Source organism: Nonomuraea sp. ZG12 (genome assembly GCF_052068115.1).
Lineage (GTDB): Bacteria > Actinomycetota > Actinomycetes > Streptosporangiales > Streptosporangiaceae > Nonomuraea.
Map to the genome: position 1 here is coordinate 15,194 of NZ_JBQHCW010000011.1, position 18,648 is coordinate 33,841.

At 70.7% G+C, this 18,648-nt stretch carries 20 protein-coding genes and 3 tRNA genes; 11 read left to right on the top strand and 12 right to left on the bottom strand.

The features are described from left to right. Nucleotides 1-33 precede the first annotated feature (33 nt). The gene (locus ACTMTF_RS27440; RefSeq protein WP_441113256.1) at nucleotides 34-624 is read left to right on the top strand and encodes a transposase family protein; all 591 of its coding nucleotides are present in this window, start codon (nucleotides 34-36) and stop codon (nucleotides 622-624) included. A gap of 350 nt (nucleotides 625-974) precedes the next feature. Here the strand turns inward: ACTMTF_RS27440 and ACTMTF_RS27445 are convergent, their stop codons facing one another. Continuing rightward, entirely contained in the window at nucleotides 975-1,133 is a 159-nt protein-coding gene (locus ACTMTF_RS27445) for a hypothetical protein (RefSeq protein ID WP_441113455.1), read from the bottom strand. On the opposite strand from ACTMTF_RS27445, the gene ACTMTF_RS27450 reads away from it, so the two are divergent. Then, nucleotides 1,134-1,601, top strand: coding sequence for a tyrosine-type recombinase/integrase (locus tag ACTMTF_RS27450; protein WP_441113257.1), 468 nt, complete (start codon nucleotides 1,134-1,136; stop codon nucleotides 1,599-1,601). A gap of 65 nt (nucleotides 1,602-1,666) precedes the next feature. Here the strand turns inward: ACTMTF_RS27450 and ACTMTF_RS27455 are convergent. Continuing rightward, nucleotides 1,667-1,741 (bottom strand) — tRNA-Val (locus tag ACTMTF_RS27455). Between the two features lie 446 nt (nucleotides 1,742-2,187). Here ACTMTF_RS27455 and ACTMTF_RS27460 point away from each other — a divergent pair. After that, a complete protein-coding gene (locus ACTMTF_RS27460) occupies nucleotides 2,188-2,604 on the top strand; it encodes an SsgA family sporulation/cell division regulator (protein WP_189143653.1) in 417 nt (138 codons plus the stop codon). A gap of 3 nt (nucleotides 2,605-2,607) precedes the next feature. Here ACTMTF_RS27460 and ACTMTF_RS27465 read toward each other — a convergent pair whose 3' ends face one another. Then, on the bottom strand, nucleotides 2,608-3,159 hold the full coding sequence (locus tag ACTMTF_RS27465) for a DUF305 domain-containing protein (RefSeq protein WP_441113258.1): 552 nt from the start codon (nucleotides 3,157-3,159) through the stop codon (nucleotides 2,608-2,610). A gap of 133 nt (nucleotides 3,160-3,292) precedes the next feature. Here ACTMTF_RS27465 and ACTMTF_RS27470 point away from each other — a divergent pair, with 133 nt between their 5' ends. Then, entirely contained in the window at nucleotides 3,293-4,681 is a 1,389-nt protein-coding gene (locus tag ACTMTF_RS27470; RefSeq protein WP_441113259.1) for an LVIVD repeat-containing protein, read from the top strand. Here ACTMTF_RS27470 and ACTMTF_RS27475 read toward each other — a convergent pair. From ACTMTF_RS27475 to ACTMTF_RS27490, 4 genes are all read right to left on the bottom strand, one after another. After that, a complete protein-coding gene (locus ACTMTF_RS27475; protein WP_441113260.1) occupies nucleotides 4,675-6,291 on the bottom strand; it encodes a serine/threonine-protein kinase in 1,617 nt (538 codons plus the stop codon). The two genes, ACTMTF_RS27470 and ACTMTF_RS27475, sit on opposite strands and share 7 nt — an antisense overlap. Nucleotides 6,292-6,302: 11 nt before the next feature. After that, on the bottom strand, nucleotides 6,303-7,133 hold the full coding sequence (locus ACTMTF_RS27480) for an aminotransferase class IV (RefSeq protein ID WP_441113261.1): 831 nt from the start codon (nucleotides 7,131-7,133) through the stop codon (nucleotides 6,303-6,305). Further along, nucleotides 7,133-8,143: a chorismate-binding protein gene (locus ACTMTF_RS27485; RefSeq protein ID WP_441113262.1), complete on the bottom strand. Its 1,011-nt coding sequence runs from the start codon at nucleotides 8,141-8,143 to the stop codon at nucleotides 7,133-7,135. The genes ACTMTF_RS27480 and ACTMTF_RS27485 overlap by 1 nt, the downstream gene beginning before the upstream one ends. An 85-nt stretch (nucleotides 8,144-8,228) precedes the next feature. Then, the gene (locus tag ACTMTF_RS27490; protein WP_441113263.1) at nucleotides 8,229-9,203 is read right to left on the bottom strand and encodes a LysR family transcriptional regulator; all 975 of its coding nucleotides are present in this window, start codon (nucleotides 9,201-9,203) and stop codon (nucleotides 8,229-8,231) included. A gap of 7 nt (nucleotides 9,204-9,210) precedes the next feature. Here ACTMTF_RS27490 and ACTMTF_RS27495 point away from each other — a divergent pair, with 7 nt between their 5' ends. Next, a complete protein-coding gene (locus ACTMTF_RS27495) occupies nucleotides 9,211-10,434 on the top strand; it encodes an NAD(P)-binding domain-containing protein (RefSeq protein WP_441113264.1) in 1,224 nt (407 codons plus the stop codon). Here ACTMTF_RS27495 and hutH read toward each other — a convergent pair. From hutH to ACTMTF_RS27510, 3 genes are read right to left on the bottom strand one after another with little or no spacing between them, the layout of a single operon-like run. Continuing rightward, nucleotides 10,431-11,981, bottom strand: coding sequence for a histidine ammonia-lyase (gene hutH, locus ACTMTF_RS27500; RefSeq protein WP_441113265.1), 1,551 nt, complete (start codon nucleotides 11,979-11,981; stop codon nucleotides 10,431-10,433). The genes ACTMTF_RS27495 and hutH overlap by 4 nt on opposite strands. Before the next feature lie 2 nt (nucleotides 11,982-11,983). Then, nucleotides 11,984-12,709, bottom strand: a complete 726-nt coding sequence (locus ACTMTF_RS27505) for an ArsR/SmtB family transcription factor (protein ID WP_441113266.1) — start codon at nucleotides 12,707-12,709, stop codon at nucleotides 11,984-11,986. Between the two features lie 43 nt (nucleotides 12,710-12,752). Then, nucleotides 12,753-13,193: a DUF4383 domain-containing protein gene (locus ACTMTF_RS27510; protein WP_441113267.1), complete on the bottom strand. Its 441-nt coding sequence runs from the start codon at nucleotides 13,191-13,193 to the stop codon at nucleotides 12,753-12,755. Nucleotides 13,194-13,466: 273 nt separating this feature from the next. Between ACTMTF_RS27510 and ACTMTF_RS27515 the strand changes: the two genes are divergently transcribed. The 3 genes from ACTMTF_RS27515 to ACTMTF_RS27525 all read left to right on the top strand — a co-directional run bounded on the left by ACTMTF_RS27515 (nucleotide 13,467) and on the right by ACTMTF_RS27525 (nucleotide 14,475). Next, nucleotides 13,467-14,189, top strand: a complete 723-nt coding sequence (locus ACTMTF_RS27515; RefSeq protein ID WP_441113268.1) for an SDR family oxidoreductase — start codon at nucleotides 13,467-13,469, stop codon at nucleotides 14,187-14,189. Nucleotides 14,190-14,309: 120 nt separating this feature from the next. Beyond that, nucleotides 14,310-14,381: transfer RNA gene (locus ACTMTF_RS27520), tRNA-Gly, on the top strand. A gap of 19 nt (nucleotides 14,382-14,400) precedes the next feature. After that, a tRNA-Val gene (locus ACTMTF_RS27525) sits at nucleotides 14,401-14,475 on the top strand. A 145-nt stretch (nucleotides 14,476-14,620) separates the two neighbouring features. Here ACTMTF_RS27525 and ACTMTF_RS27530 read toward each other — a convergent pair. Then, nucleotides 14,621-14,824, bottom strand: coding sequence for a hypothetical protein (locus ACTMTF_RS27530; RefSeq protein ID WP_441113269.1), 204 nt, complete (start codon nucleotides 14,822-14,824; stop codon nucleotides 14,621-14,623). Nucleotides 14,825-15,052: 228 nt separating this feature from the next. Here ACTMTF_RS27530 and ACTMTF_RS27535 point away from each other — a divergent pair, with 228 nt between their 5' ends. The 3 genes from ACTMTF_RS27535 to ACTMTF_RS27545 all read left to right on the top strand — a co-directional run bounded on the left by ACTMTF_RS27535 (nucleotide 15,053) and on the right by ACTMTF_RS27545 (nucleotide 17,596). Next, on the top strand, nucleotides 15,053-15,694 hold the full coding sequence (locus tag ACTMTF_RS27535) for an NAD(P)H-binding protein (RefSeq protein WP_441113270.1): 642 nt from the start codon (nucleotides 15,053-15,055) through the stop codon (nucleotides 15,692-15,694). A gap of 69 nt (nucleotides 15,695-15,763) precedes the next feature. Then, nucleotides 15,764-16,855 carry an LLM class flavin-dependent oxidoreductase gene (locus ACTMTF_RS27540; protein WP_397001629.1) on the top strand — a complete coding sequence of 364 codons (1,092 nt, stop codon included), beginning with the start codon at nucleotides 15,764-15,766 and terminating at the stop codon, nucleotides 16,853-16,855. Between the two features lie 33 nt (nucleotides 16,856-16,888). After that, the gene (locus ACTMTF_RS27545) at nucleotides 16,889-17,596 is read left to right on the top strand and encodes an FMN reductase (protein WP_441113271.1); all 708 of its coding nucleotides are present in this window, start codon (nucleotides 16,889-16,891) and stop codon (nucleotides 17,594-17,596) included. A 92-nt stretch (nucleotides 17,597-17,688) separates the two neighbouring features. Here ACTMTF_RS27545 and ACTMTF_RS27550 read toward each other — a convergent pair whose 3' ends face one another. Then, nucleotides 17,689-18,603, bottom strand: coding sequence for a superoxide dismutase (locus tag ACTMTF_RS27550; RefSeq protein WP_441113272.1), 915 nt, complete (start codon nucleotides 18,601-18,603; stop codon nucleotides 17,689-17,691). Between the last annotated feature and the right edge of the window lie 45 nt (nucleotides 18,604-18,648).

Genomic DNA, 18,648 nt, shown 5'->3' on the forward strand with positions numbered 1-18,648 from the left:
AGTCACGCGGTAGCGGGCCCCAGCCAGTGAGCAGTGAAGCTTTCCATCCTCGTGCTGGTCTACCTGCGCAAGGGCGAGACGCTCGAAGCCGGTTTCGGGGTGTCGACGGCGACCGCTTGGCGGACGGTCGCGTTGCTGTCGGCCCGCTCGCCCAAGCTCACGGCGGCGTTGCGCAAGGCGAAGCGACCACTTGGTCCTGGACGGCACGCTGATCCATACCGGCCGTACTTCTCCGTCAAGCACCGCGTGCACGGGATGAACGTCCAGGTCATCGCCTCACCCGACGGGACCGTCCTGTGGGCCTCCGGAGCGCTGCCCGGCAAAGCCCACGACCTGAGCCCCGCCCGCATCTGGGGCATCTCGCGCGCGTCGGAGCAGGCCACGATCATCACCCTCGCCGACAAGGCCCATCAGGGAACCGAGGGCCCGGTCCGCACCCGTACAAGGCAAGAACAAACCGGAGTTCCAGAAGCAGGCCAACCGCGCCCGCGCCAAGCTCCGCGGACCCGGCGAACGCGCGAACGCCCAGCTGAAAGGCCGGAAGATCCTCCGCAGTGCTCAGGCCGCCTGAGGCTGAAAAAGGTCAGTGAGCCTTTGTCGGTAATCATGGGTTGCGGAGTGTGATCGGCGGAGTTGGTGGCGGCTGCTATCACGACGGTGAAGCGGGACTCGCCGACAGGCCGGTGCCGGGCTGATCGGTCTACATCTCCAAAGACGATCGCCCCGTTCCGTACTTCTGGCCGAGCCGGTTGCGACGCTTTCCACACCAGACATCTCGTCTGATGATCCTCTACCTCGATGGAAGAGACTGTCTCGCCGTCACACAGCGGAACCACGAATCTGAATCGCCCGTCGTCCGTACGACCCATCACGACAGGCCGGGGATGGGGATCGCCGAGGATGGTCATGCACCCAGTCAACGCCGCCAGGCCGTTTGAAAGACCGAGTCCTTACGCGGCTAGCGTCCATGACCGCTACGAGCGCTTGTGCGGCCGGTCGAGCTCGGCCGCGAAGAAAACCGACGCCGCTTTCAAGATCTCGTTGGCCCGCCGCAGTTCGGCGTTCTCCGCCTTCAGCCGCTTGATCTCCTCGTCAAGGATGCCGGATGGGACCATGACGATTTCGGAGTCCATGTGTGGAGATTCGTTCGGATCGGCGGTGACACCGAGACCGCACGGTCACGCCGAACCTTGAAGCTGCCGCAGCGTTGCGTCACCGCATTACGGGCTCTCTGGGACCATCAAAGCCGTGTTCGCCAGAAGGCCGGCGACCGGTGGCACGACAACGATCTCGTGTTCGCGACTCAGGCAGGAACCAAACTCAGCGCCAACAACGTCCGGCGAGAGGTGCGGCGCGTGATCGACAGAGCGGGCCTGGTCGCCCAGGAGTGGACCCCGCGCGAACTACGGCACAGCTTCGTCTCTCTGCTCTCCGCTGACGGCGTCCCCATCGAGCACATCGCTCGCCTGATCGGTCATGCGGGAGGGTCAGCGGTGACAGAGAAGGTCTATCGCCAGCAGATCCGCCCGGTGATGCAGGAAGGGGCTGCGATCATGGATCGGATCTTCCCTGCTCCAGGCCATGCCGCCAAGAACCCGTAAGTCACTCAGTTTGTCACTCAGAAGATCAAGAGCCGCCTCCCGGATTCGGGAGGCGGCTCTTGAGCTGGTGGGCGATACTGGGATCGAACCAGTGACCTCTTCGGTGTGAACGAAGCGCTCTCCCCCTGAGCTAATCGCCCTCCTCGCCGACGCCTCGCGGTGCCGACGGGGAAAACCATACCGCATCCCGGGGCCCGCTGGCGAAACGGCGAGCGGGAGGGCGAGGAGGCCGCGGCAGGTGGATGATTCGGGTGAAAGGCGGCGGTTGCCCATCGGTGTGGCGGCCGGGTGGCATACCATCGTCCTGTCCCGGGTAGACGCCGATCGTGATCCACGCCGTAAACGTTCTTGGAGCCGCTCGGGACAAGGCTTCACCCCACGCAAAACCCTTGCAAATACGACCCGATAGATGCCGTTTAGCCAGGTAGATGGCTAAATGTCCAGCTGTGAGTTGCGTTACAGAAGGGCCTTGGAGCGGAATCTTTCCTACAGGTTTCTTCGTTCCGCGTCATAGCTCTAGGACGAAGTCCGCAAGAGCAGTGAAAGCCCCGCAGAGGGGACCTACGACGAAAAGGTTTGGCTGACGATGAACAGCACCACCGTCTCCGCCGAGCTTGGCCTTCGGCTTGTGGTCCCCGACCGTACAACCGTCCCCCTGCTCGCCGGACTGAGCTACACAGCCGACGACCCGTACGCCATCCGCATGGCCTTCCACGTAGGGAACGACGAGCCGGTCGAGTGGATCTTCGCACGCGAGTTGCTGACCGTCGGCATCGTGAGACGTGTCGGCGACGGCGACGTGCAGGTGTGGCCGGCGCGCGCCGACGGCGAGCGCACGTTGCACATCAGTTTGACCTCCCCCTTCGGGCAGGCGCTGTTCGAGGTGCCCTTGGCCCCGCTGACAGAGTTCCTGCACCGGACATATGAGAAGGTTCCCGCCGGCCGCGAGGCCGACTACATGGACCTGGACGCGGAGCTGACCAACATGCTCTGGCCCTCCTGAGCCTCATCCGGGCAGCGTGTCCACGGTCTTGCGCATCCTGGTGATCTCGATGCTCTGGCCCGCGTACACATCCCTGGCCATCAGCCGCATCCGCTGATCGCGGCCGCCCGCGAGCTGCTCCCCCGCCATGCGCACCGCGCCCTCGTGGTGCCTGATCATCAGCTCCAGGAACATCCGGTCGAACGCCGCGCCCCTGGCCGCGCGCAACGCCCGCAGCTGCGCCTCCGTGGCCATGCCGTAGCCGTCGCCGCCGTCCCGGTCGCCGCCGTGCGTGTGCCCGCCGGGGACGGGGCGGCCGAGGGCGGTCAGCCAGTTCGACATGATCGTGATCTCGGGCTGCTGGGTGAGCGCGATCTGGTCGGCGATGGCGCGGATGGCGGGCCTGGTGCTGCGGTTCGGCACCAGGGCGGTCATCTCCAGGGCCTGCCGGTGGTGGGGGATCATGCCTTCGGCGAAGCGTACGTCCGCGGCCGTCGGGGGTGCGGGCGCGCGCCCCACGCGCTCGCCGGGGGTCGCCGTCCGGGCCGTTCCGCCCGGCTCCTGAGGGACGATCACCGGAGCGTCCGTGCCCACGGGCGCCGGTCGTTCCGGCTCCTGGCCGCAGCCCACCGACACAGATATCAGCAGAACTGTGACGAATAGTGCGCACACTCGGGACTTCTCTGGCATAGCTTCCATACTGAGCTATGTGACGAGGGGGACAGGCGTGATCTTCGCCAAGGTGCGGGGGGCGGCGCTGTGCGCGGCCGTACTGCTGGTATCCGCGTGTGCGGCGAGCCCGGAGCAGCCGGCGGCCGCGCCGCCGACGCAAGCGTCCGACACGCGGTCGAGCAGCCTTCCGCCGGGCCAGGTCATGACCAGTGACAACGTCAAACTGGTCGCCAACGTGCCCCGATCGGCCCCGCTCAACGGCCTGGACGACTGGAACACCGACCTGGCCTTCCAGGGCGACTACGCGTTCGTGGGCAACTTCGGCGGGTTCTCGATCTACGACATCAGCGACCCGACCGCCCCCAAGACGGTGAGCCAGGTGGCCTGCCCGGCGCAGCAGAACGACGTCTCGGTCCACGGCGACCTGCTGATCCTGTCCGTGGACGAGCCCCGCAGCGGCGAGGGCTGTGACTCCACCGATCAGGAGCGCGCCTGGGAGGGCCTGCGCATCTTCGACATCAGCGACAAGAAGAGCCCCAAGTACGTCTCCTCCGTCGCCACCGACTGCGGCTCCCACACCCACACGATGGTGCCGAAGGACGACAAGCTGTACGTGTACGTCTCCTCCCCCGGCCCCGAGCCGGACTCCAAGACCTGCCCCGCGCCGCACAAGCTGCTGCAGATCGTGGAGGTCCCGGTGAGCGACCCGAAGTCCGCGCGGGTCATCGCCAGCCCCGACATCCCGATCCAGGGCGCCCAGCCGGGCGCCGCCGGCTGCCACGACATCACCGCCTTCCCGGAGAAGAACCTCGCCGCGGGCGCCTGCTTCGGTGACGGCGTGCTGCTGGACATCGCCGACCCGGAGCGGCCCAAGCTGCTGCAGCAGATCAGCGACCGGGAGAACTTCCAGATCTGGCACTCCGCGACGTTCAACAACGACGCGACCAAGGTCCTGTTCACCGACGAGCTGGGCGGCGGTTCCGCGCCGACGTGCGACAGCAACACCCCGGCCACCAAGGGCGCGGACGCCGTCTACGACCTCGTCGACGGCCAGTTGCAGAAGCGCGGCTACTTCAAGATCCCGCGCGAGCAGCAGGAAGAGGAGAACTGCGTCGCCCACAACGGCTCCCTGCTGCCGGTGCCGGGCAAGGACATCATGGTCCAGGCGTGGTACCAGGGCGGCGTGTCGTTCGTGGACTTCACCGACTCCGACAACCCGAAGGAGATCGGCTACTTCGAGCGCGGCCCGTTCGAGGGTGACGGCGGCATCGCCGGCTCCTGGTCGGCCTACTACTACAACGGGTACGTCTACTCCTCCGACATTCAGCTGGGCCTGGACGTCCTGGAGATCACCGACCCGCTGACCGATCCGGCCAAGCAGGTCAAGATGGACGACTTCAACGTCCAGACCCAGAAGAGCTACTGAGGCGCGCTGATCGTGCCGATGCGCCAGCCGCTGTAGCCGGTGGTCCAGGAGGACGCGAGCACGGCCTCCTGGATCGGGGCGCGCCAGACGAGCTCGAAGGCGCGCGGGCAATTCTGCTCGTCCAGCGTGAGCTCCCAGTTGAGGGTGCTCTTCTCCAGGTCCTGCCTGCTCCAGCCGCCGGCGATCTCGGCGAGGATGTCCTGTACGGTGTGCGGCGCCGTGGTGGTGACGAGCGAGCCCACGTACGTGCGGCCCGTCGCGCTCATCCTGGGGGTGAGCGCGACGAGCTCGGTGATGATCCCGACGGAGGCCACGAGCGCGATGAGGCGGGTGTACAGCACGACTCCGGTCTCGTCCTTCCCCTTGGCCTCGCGCCCGTCGAGGTAGACGCCCTCGCGCTCGCCGGCGCCGATGACCACGACCTTGTCGGCGTTCCTCTCGGGGGTGCTCAGGTTCATGGTGAAGTCCACGCTGCCGGAGCCGTCCATGGCGAGCGGGTCGTAGACGAGGCTGCCCTTGGCCGTAGCGGAGAAGCTGCTCTGTGACAGCCCGCCTGTGTGGGTGAAGTCGGCCATGGGTGTGACGGCGAGGGCGGCCTGCAGCGCGGCGGCGAGGGGTTGCGGCTCGTTGGGCGGCGCCGCCACGGCCGTGCGCAGCGACGTGGGCCCGGACGTGAACTCGGCCTCTGGCGGGGGACCGGATCTGGCCTGCCACACGACGACGGCCGCGGCGGTCAGCGCCGCGGTCAGCGCTCCCGCCCCGAGCAGCAGCCCGCGCCGCGATACGGGGGTGGGTGTGGCGGCGAGGGCGCCCTGCCGCAACGCCTCCGCCTCCCCGGCGGGCCGGGTCTCGCCGAGCAGGTCGAAGAGCACCTGCCTGGCCTCGGGCCGGCGGGCCGGATCCTTGTCCAGGCAGCGCTCGACGATGGAGCGCAGCGGCTCGGGCAGGCCGGTCAGCTCGGGCTGCCCCGATAAGATCCGGTGGATGGCGGCCGGGATCGTGTCGCCGCCGAACGGCGTGCGGCCCGTCGCCGCGTACGCCATCGTGCAGCCCCAGGCGAACACGTCGGCGGCGGAGCCGACCGGGCCGTCACCGAACTGCTCGGGCGCCATGTAGCGCGGCGTGCCGACGAGCCCGCTGCCCACGGTGGTGGCGTCGGCCAGCCTGGCGATGCCGAAGTCGATCACGCGCGGGCCGTCGGCGGCCATCAGCACGTTCGCGGGCTTGAAGTCGCGATGCACCACCCCGGCCCGGTGAATGGCGGTCAGCGCGGTCGCCGTGGCGATGGCCACCCGCGTCAGCGCCGCCCCGCGCACGGGGGTGACCTGCTCCAGGGTCGGGCCGTCGATGAACTCGCTGACCACGTAAGGCGGGTCGTGATCGAGATCGGCGGCGATGACCCGGGCCGTGCAGAACTCGGCGACCTGGCGGGCCGCGGCGAGCTCGCGCTTGAACGACCGGTCGAGGCCGCCCGTGAGCACCTTGATCGCCACGCGCTCCCCGTCTTCGGCCTCGCCCAGGTAGACGACGCCCTGGCCGCCCTGGCCGAGCCTGCCCACGACGCGGTGGTCGCCGAGCCGCTCGGGATCTCCCGGGCGCGGCTTGCCCACGGCCAACGCGATCAGGGATTGAGGTCGGCGGCGGAGCGCTCGGCGAAGACGCGCATCGCCTTGGCGGTGATCGGGCCCGGCGCGACCGGCAGCTCGGTCTCGTCGACCAGCGCGATCGGCTGGATGTCGCGGGTGGTGGAGGTGAGGAACGCCTCCTCAGCGCCGTAGAGCGCCTGCAGTGGTACGTCCACCTCCTCGGCGCCGAACCACTCCACGACCAGGGCGCGGGTGACGCCCGCCAGGCAGCCGGAGGCGAGGGTCGGGGTGAGCAGGTGACCGTCGCGCACGATGAAGATGTTGGACCCGGTGCCCTCGCACAGGTCGCCGGCGAGGTTGCCGAAGATGGCCTCGCCGCCGCCGCGCGCCTTGGCGTAGGCCAGGGCCTTGGCGTTGTCGCCGTAGGAGGTGCTCTTGACGCCGGACAGCGCGCCGCGCTCGTTACGCGGCCACGGGACGACGGTGACCTTCGCGGCGGCGGGGAACGGCTTCTGCTCGTCGACGATCACGACCGAGGTGCCGCCCTGGTCGCCGCGGTCGGAGCCGAGCGGGCCGGGGCCGCTGGTGTAGGTGATCCGGATGCGGCCGAGCGACCAGGCGGGGGCGGCGGCCAGGCACTGGTCGATGCCGTCGGCGATCGCCTCGACGTCGGGCTCGGGCAGGTCCATGCGCGCGGCGGAGAGCTTGAGCCGGTCGAGGTGCCGGGTGAGGGCGAACGCCCTGCCGTGCACGATCTTCACGGTCTCGAAGACGCCGTCGCCGACCATCAGCCCGTGGTCGAACACCGAGACGCCGGCCTGCGCGGGGTCGAGAAGCTCCCCGTTGACCCAGACAGGGATGTTCATCAATTGCCTCCTGAGGATGCCAGGGCTATGAGCCTGGACGCTTTGAGCTCGGTTTCGACCCACTCTCGCCTGGGGTCGCTGCCCCAGGTGATGCCCGCTCCGGTGCCGAAGCGGATCTCGCCGCCGGTGATCCAGAACGTACGGATGCTCACGGCCAGCGCCGCCGTGCCCCGATCGGCGTCGACCCAGCCCACCGCCCCACAGTAGGGCCCGCGCGGCTCCGGTTCGAGCTCATTGATGATGCGCAGCGCGGACGATTTCGGCGCGCCGGTCACCGAGCCGGGCGGGAACGTGGCGGCGAACAGCTCCGGCCACCCCATGCCCGGCGCGAGCCGGGCCCGCACGGTGGAGACGAGGTGGGCCAGGCCGGGATGCTCCTCGACGGCGCAGAGCTCCGGGACCTCGACCGATCCGACGGCCGCGACCCTGCCGAGGTCGTTGCGGACCAGGTCGACGATCATGACGTTCTCGGCGTAGTCCTTCGCGAGCATGTCGTCGGCCGTGACGCCGGTGCCCTTGATGGGCCTGGACTCGACGACGTCGCCGGCCCGCGACAGGTAGAGCTCGGGCGAGGCCGACACGACGGCGAGGCCCGGTATCTGGATGATCCCGGAGTAGGGCGCCGGGTTGCCGGCCGCGAGCCGGGCGGCCAGCGCCAGCGGGTCGGCGTCGGGGCCGACGGGCGCGGTCAGCACACGGCACAGGTTGGCCTGGTAGACCTCGCCGCGCTCGATCTCGTCGCGGATGGCCTCGACGCCGCGCTCGTAGGCGGCCTGGTCGAGCGAGCTACGCCACTCGCCGAGACGCGGGCCGTGCCAGGCGCCGCGCGGCCGGGGCAGCGCAGCGGGACGAACCTGGTCGAACCGGGCGCACGTCACCTTGCCCTCGTAGTCGGCCACGACAGCCCACCAGCCCTCGCCGTCCAGCGCGGCGAGGTCCGTCGTCACATCGCGCAACCCCGTGGCCAGCCGGTGGCCCACATACGCGAAAGCGTCGTCCACACATCCCATTCTCCCAGCATTCCAGCGAGCTCCCGCGCGCCGGGCGGCGCCCTGTCCGGAAAGCGGCCCGCCGGCCCGTCAGCGCCTCGCTCGATCAGAGGTGGCGCCGCCACTCCCCGAGCAGCTCGGCGAGCTCCCGCGCGGCGGGCAGCGGCCGGTCCGGCAGGGCGGCGTACACCGTCCGCACGGGCATCTGCCCGCGCAGCGGCATCAGCACCAGATCGTCCGGCACGGCGCGTGCCGCCAGCTCGGGGACGAGCGTGACACCGAGCCCGGCGGCCACGAAACCGAACTTGCCCGACCACTCGGCCACCCGCAGCCCGCCGCGAGGCGTGAACCCGGCGGCGGCGCAGGCGGTCACCAGCAGTGTCGGCTGCCCACGCGGCGCCGCCTCGATCCACCGCTCCCCCGCCAGTTCCCGCAGCTCCACACCGTCCTCGTGCGAACCGGCCACAGGCCCGCCCTGGCGACGCCCCCGTCCACCCCTCTCATGCGGGCCCGTGGCTCCGCTCCGGGCCACGGGATGGTCGCGGGGAAGGGCGACCAGCAGCCGGTCCTCGTACAGGGGCACCAACTCGCCCGCGAAGGCGGGGAGCCCTGCCGGGTAGTCGCTGATCACCGCGAGGTCCAGCGCGCCGGCGGCCAGCCGGTCGGTCAGGCGCGGGCTGAGTCCTTCGACGAGCCGCAGCTCGACCCCCGGATGCCGGTCGGCGAACCGTTTCAGCGTCGTGGGCACCAGGTCCACGTTGGCGGTGGCGAACGCGCCGACGCGCAGCGTCCCGCCGCTGCCGGCGTGGATCGCGGCCAGCTCCTCACCCGCGCGGCCGAGCCGGTCGAGCACCTCGACGGCGTGCCGGTGCAGCGCGACTCCGGCGGGCGTGAGGCGTACACCTCTCGGCAAACGCTCGAAGAGCGGCCCGCCGGCGGCGCGTTCGAGGGCGGCGACGCGGCGGGAGACCGCCGACTGCGTGTAGCCGAGCAGCTCGGCGGCAGCGGTGAAGGACCCGCTCCTCGCGACCTCGTCGAGCAGGCGCAGGGCGGTGATGTCGAAGGCATTCACGTCAGGCATGGCTGGTATGCAATCTAGTCGCTGGTGGAATACCGTGCGTTCCGTTTCACTGAGGGATGTGATCGCATTTCTCGGACAAGGACGCATGGGCGTCCCCATGGCCCGGCGGCTCAGCGAGGCCGGGCACGAAGTGACAACGTGGCGGCGCGGGAGCGGTGTCACCGCGGCGGCGGCGGTGGACGGGGCGGACCTGGTCATCACGATGCTGCGGGATCCGGACGCGGTGCGCGAGGTGCTGACGGCGGCGGCGCCGGGGCTGCGGCCCGGCGCGACGGTGGTGGAGATGTCCACGATCGGGCCCGAGGCGGTGCGCGAGCTTCGCGCGGCGCTGCCCTCGGCGGTGAGCCTGGTGGACGCGCCGGTGCTGGGCAGCGTCGGCCCGGCCGCGGACGGCACGCTGACGGTGCTCGCGGGCGGAGACCTGTCGGGCTGCCGCGAGGTGCTCGGCGTCTTCGGCACGGTGCGCGAGCTCGGTCCGCTGGGCGCGGGGGCGGCGATGAAACTCGCCGTCATGAGCGCTCTCGTGCCCGCCCAGGTGCTGCTCGCGGAGACCTTCGCGTACGCCGACGCGCACGGGATCGATCGTGACGCGCTGGCCGGCGTGTTGTCGGGCACCCCGCTCGGCATCCTGGCCGGTCGGCTGCACGCCCCCGCCCAGGACACCCGCTACGCGCTCGGGCTCGCCGCCAAGGATCTCGGCCTGGCGGCCTGGCCGGGCGCCTCCCTGGCGAACGCCGCCCACACCCGCCTGCGAGAGGCCGAGGCCGCCGGCCTGACCGACCGCGACATCACGGCCATCGCCCACCACGTACGCACCACACCACCGCAGAGCCGGGCGAGGCCGGTCAACCCGGCGACGGTTCCCGCCACCAACGGGTTCTACTCGCACGCGGTGCGGGTCGGGGACATGCTCTACGTCTCCGGGCAGGCGGCCTTCGACGAGCGGGGGGAGCTGGTCGGCGAGGGGTCCATGACGGCCCAGGCCGAGCACGTCTTCGGGTGCCTGTCCCGCATCCTGGCCGACCAGGGCGCCACGTTCGGCGACCTGGCCTTCCTCAGGACGTACCTCACCGACATGGACCTGCGCGTGGAGTACGGACAGGTGCGCAGGAAGTACATCACCGGCACACCGCCGGCGAGCACGACGGTGGAGGTGTCGCGGCTGTTCATGCCGGGCGCGCTCCTGGAGGTCGACGCCATCGTCGCCCTGCCGGCCCGCGTCAGCGGCTAGGCGAGCGGGCCGGTCACCGACTCGACCGCGTCCAGGACCGCGCCGTCGGTCACCAGCCGGACGGCGGACTCGATCTCCGGCGCGAGGAAGCGGTCCGGCCCCGGCCCGGGGACGGTCTCGCGCAGCGTCCGCACCACGGCGGCCGTCGCGGGGGCCGGCGTCAGCGGGTGCCGCAGGTCGAGGGCGCGGGCGGCGGTGAGCACCTCGATGGCCAGCACCCGGGTGAGCCCGTCGATCGACCGGCGCAGCTTGCGGGCCGCCGACCAGCCCATCGAGACGTGGTCCTCCTGCATGGCCGAGCTCGGGATGGAGTCGACGCTGGCGGGCACGGCCAGCCGCTTGAGCTCCGACACGATGGCCGCCTGGGTGTACTGGGCGATCATGTGGCCGGAATCGACGCCGGGGTCGTCGGCCAGGAAGGCGGGCAGGCCGTGGTTGCGGGCCACGTCGAGGAAGCGGTCGGTGCGGCGCTCGGACATGGAGGCCAGGTCGGCGGCGACGATGGCCAGGAAGTCCAGCACGTAGGCCACGGGGGCGCCGTGGAAGTTGCCGTTGGACTCCACCCGGCCGTCGGCGAGCACGGCCGGGTTGTCGACGGCGCTGGCGAGCTCCCAGGTGGCGACCGTCGCGGCGTGCGCGATGGTGTCGCGGGCCGCTCCGGCGACCTGGGGGGCGCAGCGCAGCGAGTAGGCGTCCTGAACGCGGGTGCAGCTCTCCGGGTCGCGGTGGCTGGCCATGATGCCGGAGCCGGCGAGGATCGCCGTCATGTTGGCGGCCGCGGCGGCCTGGCCGGGGTGCGGGCGCAGCGCCTGGAGCTCGGGGGCGAAGACGCGGTCGGTGCCGAGCAGCGCCTCCACGCTCATCGCGGCGCTGACGTCGGCGGTCCTGGCGAGCCGGGTCAGGTCGTCGATGGCCAGGATGAGCATGCCGAGCATGCCGTCGGTGCCGTTGATGAGCGCCAGGCCCTCCTTGGCGGCCAGCTCGACGGGGTCGATCCCGGCCTGCTTCAGCGCCTCGGCGGCTTCCGTAATATTTCCGGACTTATCGCGTACGACGCCCTCGCCCATGAGCGTGAGGGCGACGTGCGCCAGCGGCGCCAGGTCGCCCGAGCAGCCGAGGCTGCCGTACTCGTGCACGATCGGCGTGATGCCCGCGCTGACGATCGCGGCGAGGGTCCTGGCGGTGGTCGGCCGGATGCCGGTGTGGCCGGTGGCGAGGGTGTGCAGGCGCAGCAGCATGAGCGCGCGCACCACCTCGGTCTCCACCTCGGGCCCGTTGCCCGCCGCGTGGGAGCGCACCAGCGAGCGCTGCAGCTGCGCGCGCAGCTCCGGGTCGATGTGGCGGGTGGCCAGCGCGCCGAAGCCGGTGGAGATGCCGTACACGGGGACCGGGCTCTCGGCCAGCTCGTCCACGCGCTGCCGCGCCGCCGCGACGGCGGCCATCGCGTCGTCCGTGAGCCGCACGGGGGCGCCGTGGCGCGCCACGCTGATGACATCGTCGAAGGTGAGGGGCTCGGGACCGACGTTCACGACTCCGTTGTCGCGCATGATTACTCTCCCGCATAGGTAACTGGCGTATGCGATGTTAGCTCCTTACCGGAGAACATCTTCGCCAGCCCCTGCCTGCCCTTGTCGGTGAGCGTCACCGCGCGGGGCGTCGTGCCCGGCCGGTACCACCCTCGTTCGAGGAGCACCTCGGTGATGGCCGCGCCCAGCGCGCCGCCGAGGTGGGCGCGGCGCTCGGTCCAGTCCAGGCATTCGGGCGCGAACCGGCGCCTGGCCGCCCGCGCGCCCGCCACGTCGACGCCCAGGCCGGCCAGCAGCCGCTCACCCTCGGCGGTCACCCGCTCGCCGTCCAGGCAGCCGCTCGCGCGCAGGCCGTCCAGCAGTGCCACCCCGGCCCGACCCGCCAGGTGGTCGTAGCAGGTGCGGGCCTCCTCCAGCAGCCTGGCCTGCCGCGACTGGCGCAGGGACCGCACCGGCGGGCGGGCGCTGACCCTGGCCAGCACCTCCAGCACCTCGGCCACCTCGTGCCCAGACAGGCGGTAGTAGCGGTGGCGGCCCTGCCGCAGCACGGTCACGAGGCCGCCGTCGAGCAGCCTGGCCAGATGCGCGCTCGCCGTCGCGGCGCTCACCCCGGCCAGCCGGGCCAGCTCCCCCGCAGCCAGCGCGCGCCCCCCGAGCAGGGCCGTCAGGATGGCGGCCCTGGTCGGGTCGGCGATGAGCGCCGCCACCGGGGCGATGTCGGCATCGCGTGCCGCGTGGTCAACAGCCATGCCGTGACGTTAACTCACGCATGTTCAACTCCGCGTCGAAGCGTCACCGGTGCTGTCCCGTGCGGCGGCCCAGCAGCAGGCCGAGCGCGATCATGCCGACGCCCAGCAGGAAGTGCAGCCAGTCGTCGGCGGTGTTGAGCGGCACGAAGTTGGCGGCGCTCTCCTTGCCGATGAACAGCCCGTAGAGCCACAGGACCAGATAGATGATCCCGCCGCCGACCAGGAACGTCCGCGCCGTGGTGACGGCCCGGGACATGAGCACGCCCGCGAGCCCGAACAACAGGTGCACGATGTTATGCAGAACGGACACCTGGAAAACGCCCAGCAGGTACGCCTCGGAGTGGTGGCCGGCGAACCGCATGTTCTCGTAGCCGGTGGTGATGCCGGGGATGAACCCGAGCACGCCGACCAGCAGGAACACCAAGCCCACGACCAGCGAGGCGAGCTGGAGGGGTGACCGGGTGTGTGACTTCGGGGTGACCATACGACCCTCTCCCCCGTAGAGCCGGATCTGACGTTGCCCCGCTACCCCGAGCCGGTCACCGCATGCTCGCTGGTCCGGCACGCATCCGCCGCCCACCACCCCCGGCCCCGGGATACGCATGCTCACTAGGCTGACGCCCATGCGCCGCCCACCACCCCCTTCTCTGGGATACACATGCTCGCTACGCTGACGCGCATGCGCCGCCCACCACCCCCGCTCTGGGTTACGCATGCTCACTAGGCTGACGCCCATGCGTGTTTCAAGGGGTGAGTGGTGAAGGCGGCGTTGGTGACCGGCGCGTCCCGGGGGCTCGGCGCCGCCGTCGCGCGGCGGCTGGGCGCCGACGGCTGGGCCGTCGCGGTCAACTACCGCTCCGACTCGGGCGGGGCCGCCCAGGTGGTCGACGACATCCGCGCGGCGGGCGGGCGCGCCGAGTCGTTCGCCGCCGACGTCACCGACGAGGCCTGCGTCGCCGAGCTGGCCGCCCAGGCAGCCGGGCGGCTCGGCCCGATCGACGCGCTGGTGCTCAACGCGACCGGGCCGCAGCCCGAGGCGCCGGTGGAGGAGGTGACCTGGCAGGCCTACCTCGACCAGCTCACGTTCTTCGTCAAGAGCCCCACGCTGCTGGTGCAGGCCTGCCTGCCGTCCTGGAAGGCCCGACGGGGCGGCCGGGTGATCCAGATCGGCTCCGACATCGTCGACCGCGCCCTGCCCCTGACGTCGGCGTACACCGCCGCGAAGGGCGCGCAGCAGGCCCTCACCCGACTGTGGGCCCGCGAGCTCGGCCCGCACGGCGTCACCGTCAATCTCGTCGCCCCCGGCTGGATCCCGGTCGAACGGCACGCCGGGCTGGAGGTCGCCGACTACCTGGCCCAGGTGCCGCTGCGCCGCATGGGGACGCCCGAGGACGTGGCGGGCATGGTGTCCTACCTCGCCTCCGATCAGGCCGCCTTCGTCACCGGCCAGCACATCACCGTCAACGGCGGGCACACGTGACTTCCGCCCGAGGGGGCGGGATCACCTGGTACGCCAAGGTGGGCGGGGGAATTCGGTTTGGGGACTCGGCGGTAATTCGCTAGAGTGCTCTTCGTCGCCCGGTGTTCAACCGGGGCGGACGCGGAAGTGGCTCAGTGGTAGAGCATCACCTTGCCAAGGTGAGGGTCGCGGGTTCGAATCCCGTCTTCCGCTCGGAGCTTCGGCTCGACACGGACGATTAGCTCAGCGGGAGAGCGCTTCCCTGACACGGAAGAGGTCACTGGTTCAATCCCAGTATCGTCCACCACGTTCCATGAGCAGCTCAGAGCCCCGGTGCACGGCACATGCCGACAGCGCTGGGGCTTTCTGCCGTTCCGGCTGGGTGGAGAGCCCCGCGAAGGGGCCCTCCCGGGGTGATCAGCGGGTCCTCGCCGCCCGCTGAGCCGCCGTCCTCAGTCGATCGGCTGTCCGTGGTGGATGCCGCCGGTGCACTTGAGGGTCCAGCCCCAGAGACGAGGTATGCCACCCCCGTTCCGGCAGTCCTGGGAGGAGACCGCCGGGGCTGCCGAGGTCGCCGCCGACGCGGCGGGGGCGACGAGGACGAGGGCGGGTGTCGCGGCCAGGAGGCCGGCGATGATTGCTGCGGTGACGCGCAACGAGATCTCCTGTCAGAGCGAGGGGAATCCCCTGACCACGCTCTGTGGTCGGCGATTACTTACCGCAACGATGCGTGCTGCAAACCCCTGCTTGACCCGGAGGCCTCAGGGCATCCGATCGGCCATGGCGCCCAGGCCGGAGCGGGCGGATGCTGGAGAGATGAGCGGCGAGGAACCCGGCGGCCTGACGCGTGCGGCCGCCCGGGATCCGACGATCCGGGAGACCCGATGAGAGTGATCATATTCGGCGCCACCGGCATGATCGGACAGGGCGTGCTGCACGAATGCCTGGCCGATGACCGGGTGGAGGCCGTGCTGACGGTGGGCCCCTCCCCCACCGGGCGGGCGCACGGCAAGCTGCGTGAGATCGTCCACGGTGACCTGCTCGATCTGACAGCCGTCGAGAGCGAGCTGGCGGGGTTCGACGCGTGCTTCTTCTGCCTGGGCGTCTCCTCGGCGGGCCTGGACGAGCGGGAGTACCGGCGGCTCACCTACGATGTCGTCCTGTCCGCCGGGACCACGCTGGCCAGGCTCGACCCCGGCTCGACGTTCGTGTACGTGTCCGCCGCCGGCGCCGACGCGCAGGGCCGCCAGATGTGGGCCAGGGTGCGGGGGATGACCGAGAACGCGCTGCTCGCCCTGCCATTCCAGGCGTACGTCCTGCGGCCCGGTTTCATCCAGCCCCGGCCGTCACACACTCCGTTCTACCGGCTGGCGTATGTGGTGGCGCGGCCGTTCTACCCTGTGCTGCGGCGGTTGATGCCGGCGGCGGTGACCACGACCGAACAGATCGGGCGGGCTATGATCGCGATCGCCGACCACGGGGCGCCGAAACGCGTCCTCGGCGCGGTGGACATCAACGCTCTGTGATCCGGAATATACACGCGGGCCCTGGCGCTAGCGCTGTTGAAAGTTCAATAGTACTGGATGGTGACTACAATGCAGTTCGGCATCTTCAGTGTCGGGGATGTGACGCCGGATCCGACCACGGGCACGACCCCGGCCGAGGCTGAGCGGATCAAGGCCATGGTGGCCATCGCGCTCAAGGCCGAGGAGGTCGGGCTCGACGTCTTCGCCACCGGCGAGCACCACAACCCGCCGTTCGTGCCGTCCTCGCCGACGACCATGCTCGGTTACATCGCGGCCAGGACCGAGCGGCTCCAGCTGTCCACGGCCACCACGTTGATCACGACCAACGACCCGGTCAAGATCGCCGAGGACTTCGCCATGCTGCAGCACCTGGCGGACGGCCGGGTGGACCTGATGCTGGGCCGTGGCAACACCGGCCCGGTCTACCCGTGGTTCGGGCAGGACATCCGGCAGGGCATCCCGCTCGCCGTGGAGAACTACGCGCTGCTGCACAAGCTGTGGCGCGAGGACGTGGTGGACTGGGAGGGCCGCTTCCGCACTCCGCTGCAGGGCTTCACCTCCACACCCCGCCCGCTCGACGGCGTGCCGCCGTTCGTGTGGCACGGCTCCATCCGCAGCCCCGAGATCGCCGAGCAGGCCGCGTACTACGGTGACGGGTTCTTCGCCAACAACATCTTCTGGCCGAAGGAGCACTTCGTCCGGCTGATCGACCTCTACCGGCAGCGTTACGCCCACTACGGGCACGGCACCGCCGAGCAGGCCATCGTCGGGCTCGGCGGGCAGGTGTTCATGCGGAAGAACTCCCAGGACGCCATCCGCGAGTTCCGCCCGTACTTCGACAACGCCCCCGTGTACGGGCACGGGCCGTCGCTGGAGGACTTCATGGCCGAGACGCCGTTGTCCGTCGGCAGCCCGCAGCAGATCATCGACAAGACCCTGCGCTTCCGCGAGTACTTCGGTGACTACCAGCGCCAGCTGTTCCTCGTGGACCACGCCGGGCTGCCGCTGAAGACCGTCCTGGAGCAGCTCGACATCCTCGGCGAGGAGGTCGTGCCGGTGCTGCGCGAGGAGTTCGCCAAGAACCGCCCCGCCGGTGTGCCGGAAACCCCGACCCACGCCTCCCTCCTGGCCGCCCGTACGACAGCCCCCGCCGGCGCCTGACCAGCCGTCAGGTCCGAACAAGGAGATCAACCCATGAAGCTCGTCGTCGTCACGGCGGGGCTCACCCAGCCGTCCTCCACTCGCCTGCTCGCCGACCGCCTCACCGAGGCGACGGGACAGCGGCTCCAGGGCGCCGCCGACACGACCGTGATCGAGCTGCGCGAGCTCGCGGTGGACATCGCGAACAACTTCGTCACCGGCTTCGCCAACGCCCGGCTGCGCGCCGCGCTCGCGGCCGTGACGGAGGCCGACGGGCTCATCGCCGTCACGCCGGTGTTCACCGCCTCCTACAGCGGGCTGTTCAAGTCCTTCTTCGACGTCGTGGACAACGCCGCGCTGACCGGCAAGCCCGTGCTGATCGCCGCCACCGGCGGCACGCCGCGCCACTCGCTGGTGCTGGAGCACGCGCTGCGCCCGCTCTTCGCCTACCTGCGCGCGGTGGTCGTGCCGACGGCGGTGTACGCGGCCTCCGAGGACTGGGGCGGGAGTGGCGACGCCTTCGCCGACGGCCTGCCGGACCGCATCACCCGCGCGGCGTCCGAACTCGCCGACCTCATGCGCCTCCGAGCCCCGCACGCCGTCCCTCAGGACGACACCCCGGCGAAGCTCGCGCACGACGACGGCGGGACCAAGGAGAACGGACAGAGCGGGCGAAGTGGCGAGGATGGCAGGCGGCCCGGCGGCACCCTGCCCGAGGACGTCGTCCCCTTCGCGGACTACCTCGCCTCCCTGCGCCCCTGATCACCGCTCTCACCCGCCGAGATCCACGACCCCATCTCGCCGACCGCCCGGCCCTCGCTCGTGCGGGCGGCCGGACGGTCGGCGCGCAAGGGTCAGCGCTTGATGGAGACGACGTCGTACGGCGTGTCGGGGGTGGGCGGGGTGCTGAAGCGGGCGTTGGGCAGGTAGAGGCGCTTACCGAACGCCGCCACCGTGGTCGGGATGTCGAAGCGCTCGTCGGTGAGCCGGTCGGTGACGCGGCCGGAGGTGCCGTCGTGGCTCAGGCGGAGCACGGCGACCGTGTTGAGCCGGTTCTGCACCACGTACAGAGTGCGGCCGTGCAGAAGCAGGCCGTCGCCGTTGGTGAGGAGCTCGCCGCCGAGGTCTACCTCGGTGGTGACGCCGGTACGGGGGTCGGCCCTGAACAGTTTGCCGGTGTTGGACTGCACGAGGAGTAACCCCTTGCCGTCCGGCGTGGCGGCGATGCCGTTGGCGTTGATGCCGTCGGCGTACTGGATGGCGCCGGTGAGCGGGAGCGTGACGGCCTCGCCGGGCAGCCCGCCGTGGCGGCGGAGCGGCAGCTTGTACAGGACGGAGTTGGTGGAGTCGGTGATCCAGGCGGCATCGCGGGTGAGCACGACGTCGTTGACGAACGAGGCGCCGGTGGCCAGCGTGTAGGACTTGAGCACCGCCCCGGTGCGCAGGTCGATCACGCGGGCGTTGCCCGCGTTGCCGCCCGCCACGAAGAGCCTGCCCCGGTCGTCGCTCTTGAGGCCGAGCGACGGGGTGCCCGGCCCGTCGCTGATGATCTTTCCTTTGCCGGTGCGCAGGTCGGCCCGGTAGATGGAGCCGGTCGCGCGGGAGCCGAAGTAGGCGAAGGGGCCTGGCCCGATCTCGATGCCCTCCGGCTGGAAGCCGTTGGGCAGCGGGAAAGTGTCAGTCGCCTGTGTGGCCGCCTGGGCGGGCGGTGCCAGCAGCACGCCCGCGAGCGCGGCGCAGAGCGCGGTCTTGAGGATCGCTGATCTCATGCGGCCCAGGATCCCTGCCCGGGGAGCGTCGGGAAAGACCCAGGA

What these genes read in the sequence shown, in the direction of transcription:
- ACTMTF_RS27480 (WP_441113261.1), bottom strand. Translation starts at nt 7,133, where the DNA reads ATGAACATCCCTGTCTGGGTCAACGGGGAGCTTCTCGACCCCGCGCAG.
- ACTMTF_RS27510 (WP_441113267.1), bottom strand. Translation starts at nt 13,193, where the DNA reads ATGGTCACCCCGAAGTCACACACCCGGTCACCCCTCCAGCTCGCCTCG.
- ACTMTF_RS27505 (WP_441113266.1), bottom strand. Translation starts at nt 12,709, where the DNA reads ATGGCTGTTGACCACGCGGCACGCGATGCCGACATCGCCCCGGTGGCG.
- ACTMTF_RS27535 (WP_441113270.1), top strand. Translation starts at nt 15,053, where the DNA reads ATGAGAGTGATCATATTCGGCGCCACCGGCATGATCGGACAGGGCGTG.
- ACTMTF_RS27550 (WP_441113272.1), bottom strand. Translation starts at nt 18,603, where the DNA reads ATGAGATCAGCGATCCTCAAGACCGCGCTCTGCGCCGCGCTCGCGGGC.
- ACTMTF_RS27545 (WP_441113271.1), top strand. Translation starts at nt 16,889, where the DNA reads ATGAAGCTCGTCGTCGTCACGGCGGGGCTCACCCAGCCGTCCTCCACT.
- ACTMTF_RS27445 (WP_441113455.1), bottom strand. Translation starts at nt 1,133, where the DNA reads ATGGACTCCGAAATCGTCATGGTCCCATCCGGCATCCTTGACGAGGAG.
- ACTMTF_RS27460 (WP_189143653.1), top strand. Translation starts at nt 2,188, where the DNA reads ATGAACAGCACCACCGTCTCCGCCGAGCTTGGCCTTCGGCTTGTGGTC.
- ACTMTF_RS27495 (WP_441113264.1), top strand. Translation starts at nt 9,211, where the DNA reads ATGCAATCTAGTCGCTGGTGGAATACCGTGCGTTCCGTTTCACTGAGG.
- hutH (WP_441113265.1), bottom strand. Translation starts at nt 11,981, where the DNA reads ATGCGCGACAACGGAGTCGTGAACGTCGGTCCCGAGCCCCTCACCTTC.
- ACTMTF_RS27485 (WP_441113262.1), bottom strand. Translation starts at nt 8,143, where the DNA reads ATGGGATGTGTGGACGACGCTTTCGCGTATGTGGGCCACCGGCTGGCC.
- ACTMTF_RS27490 (WP_441113263.1), bottom strand. Translation starts at nt 9,203, where the DNA reads ATGCCTGACGTGAATGCCTTCGACATCACCGCCCTGCGCCTGCTCGAC.
- ACTMTF_RS27540 (WP_397001629.1), top strand. Translation starts at nt 15,764, where the DNA reads ATGCAGTTCGGCATCTTCAGTGTCGGGGATGTGACGCCGGATCCGACC.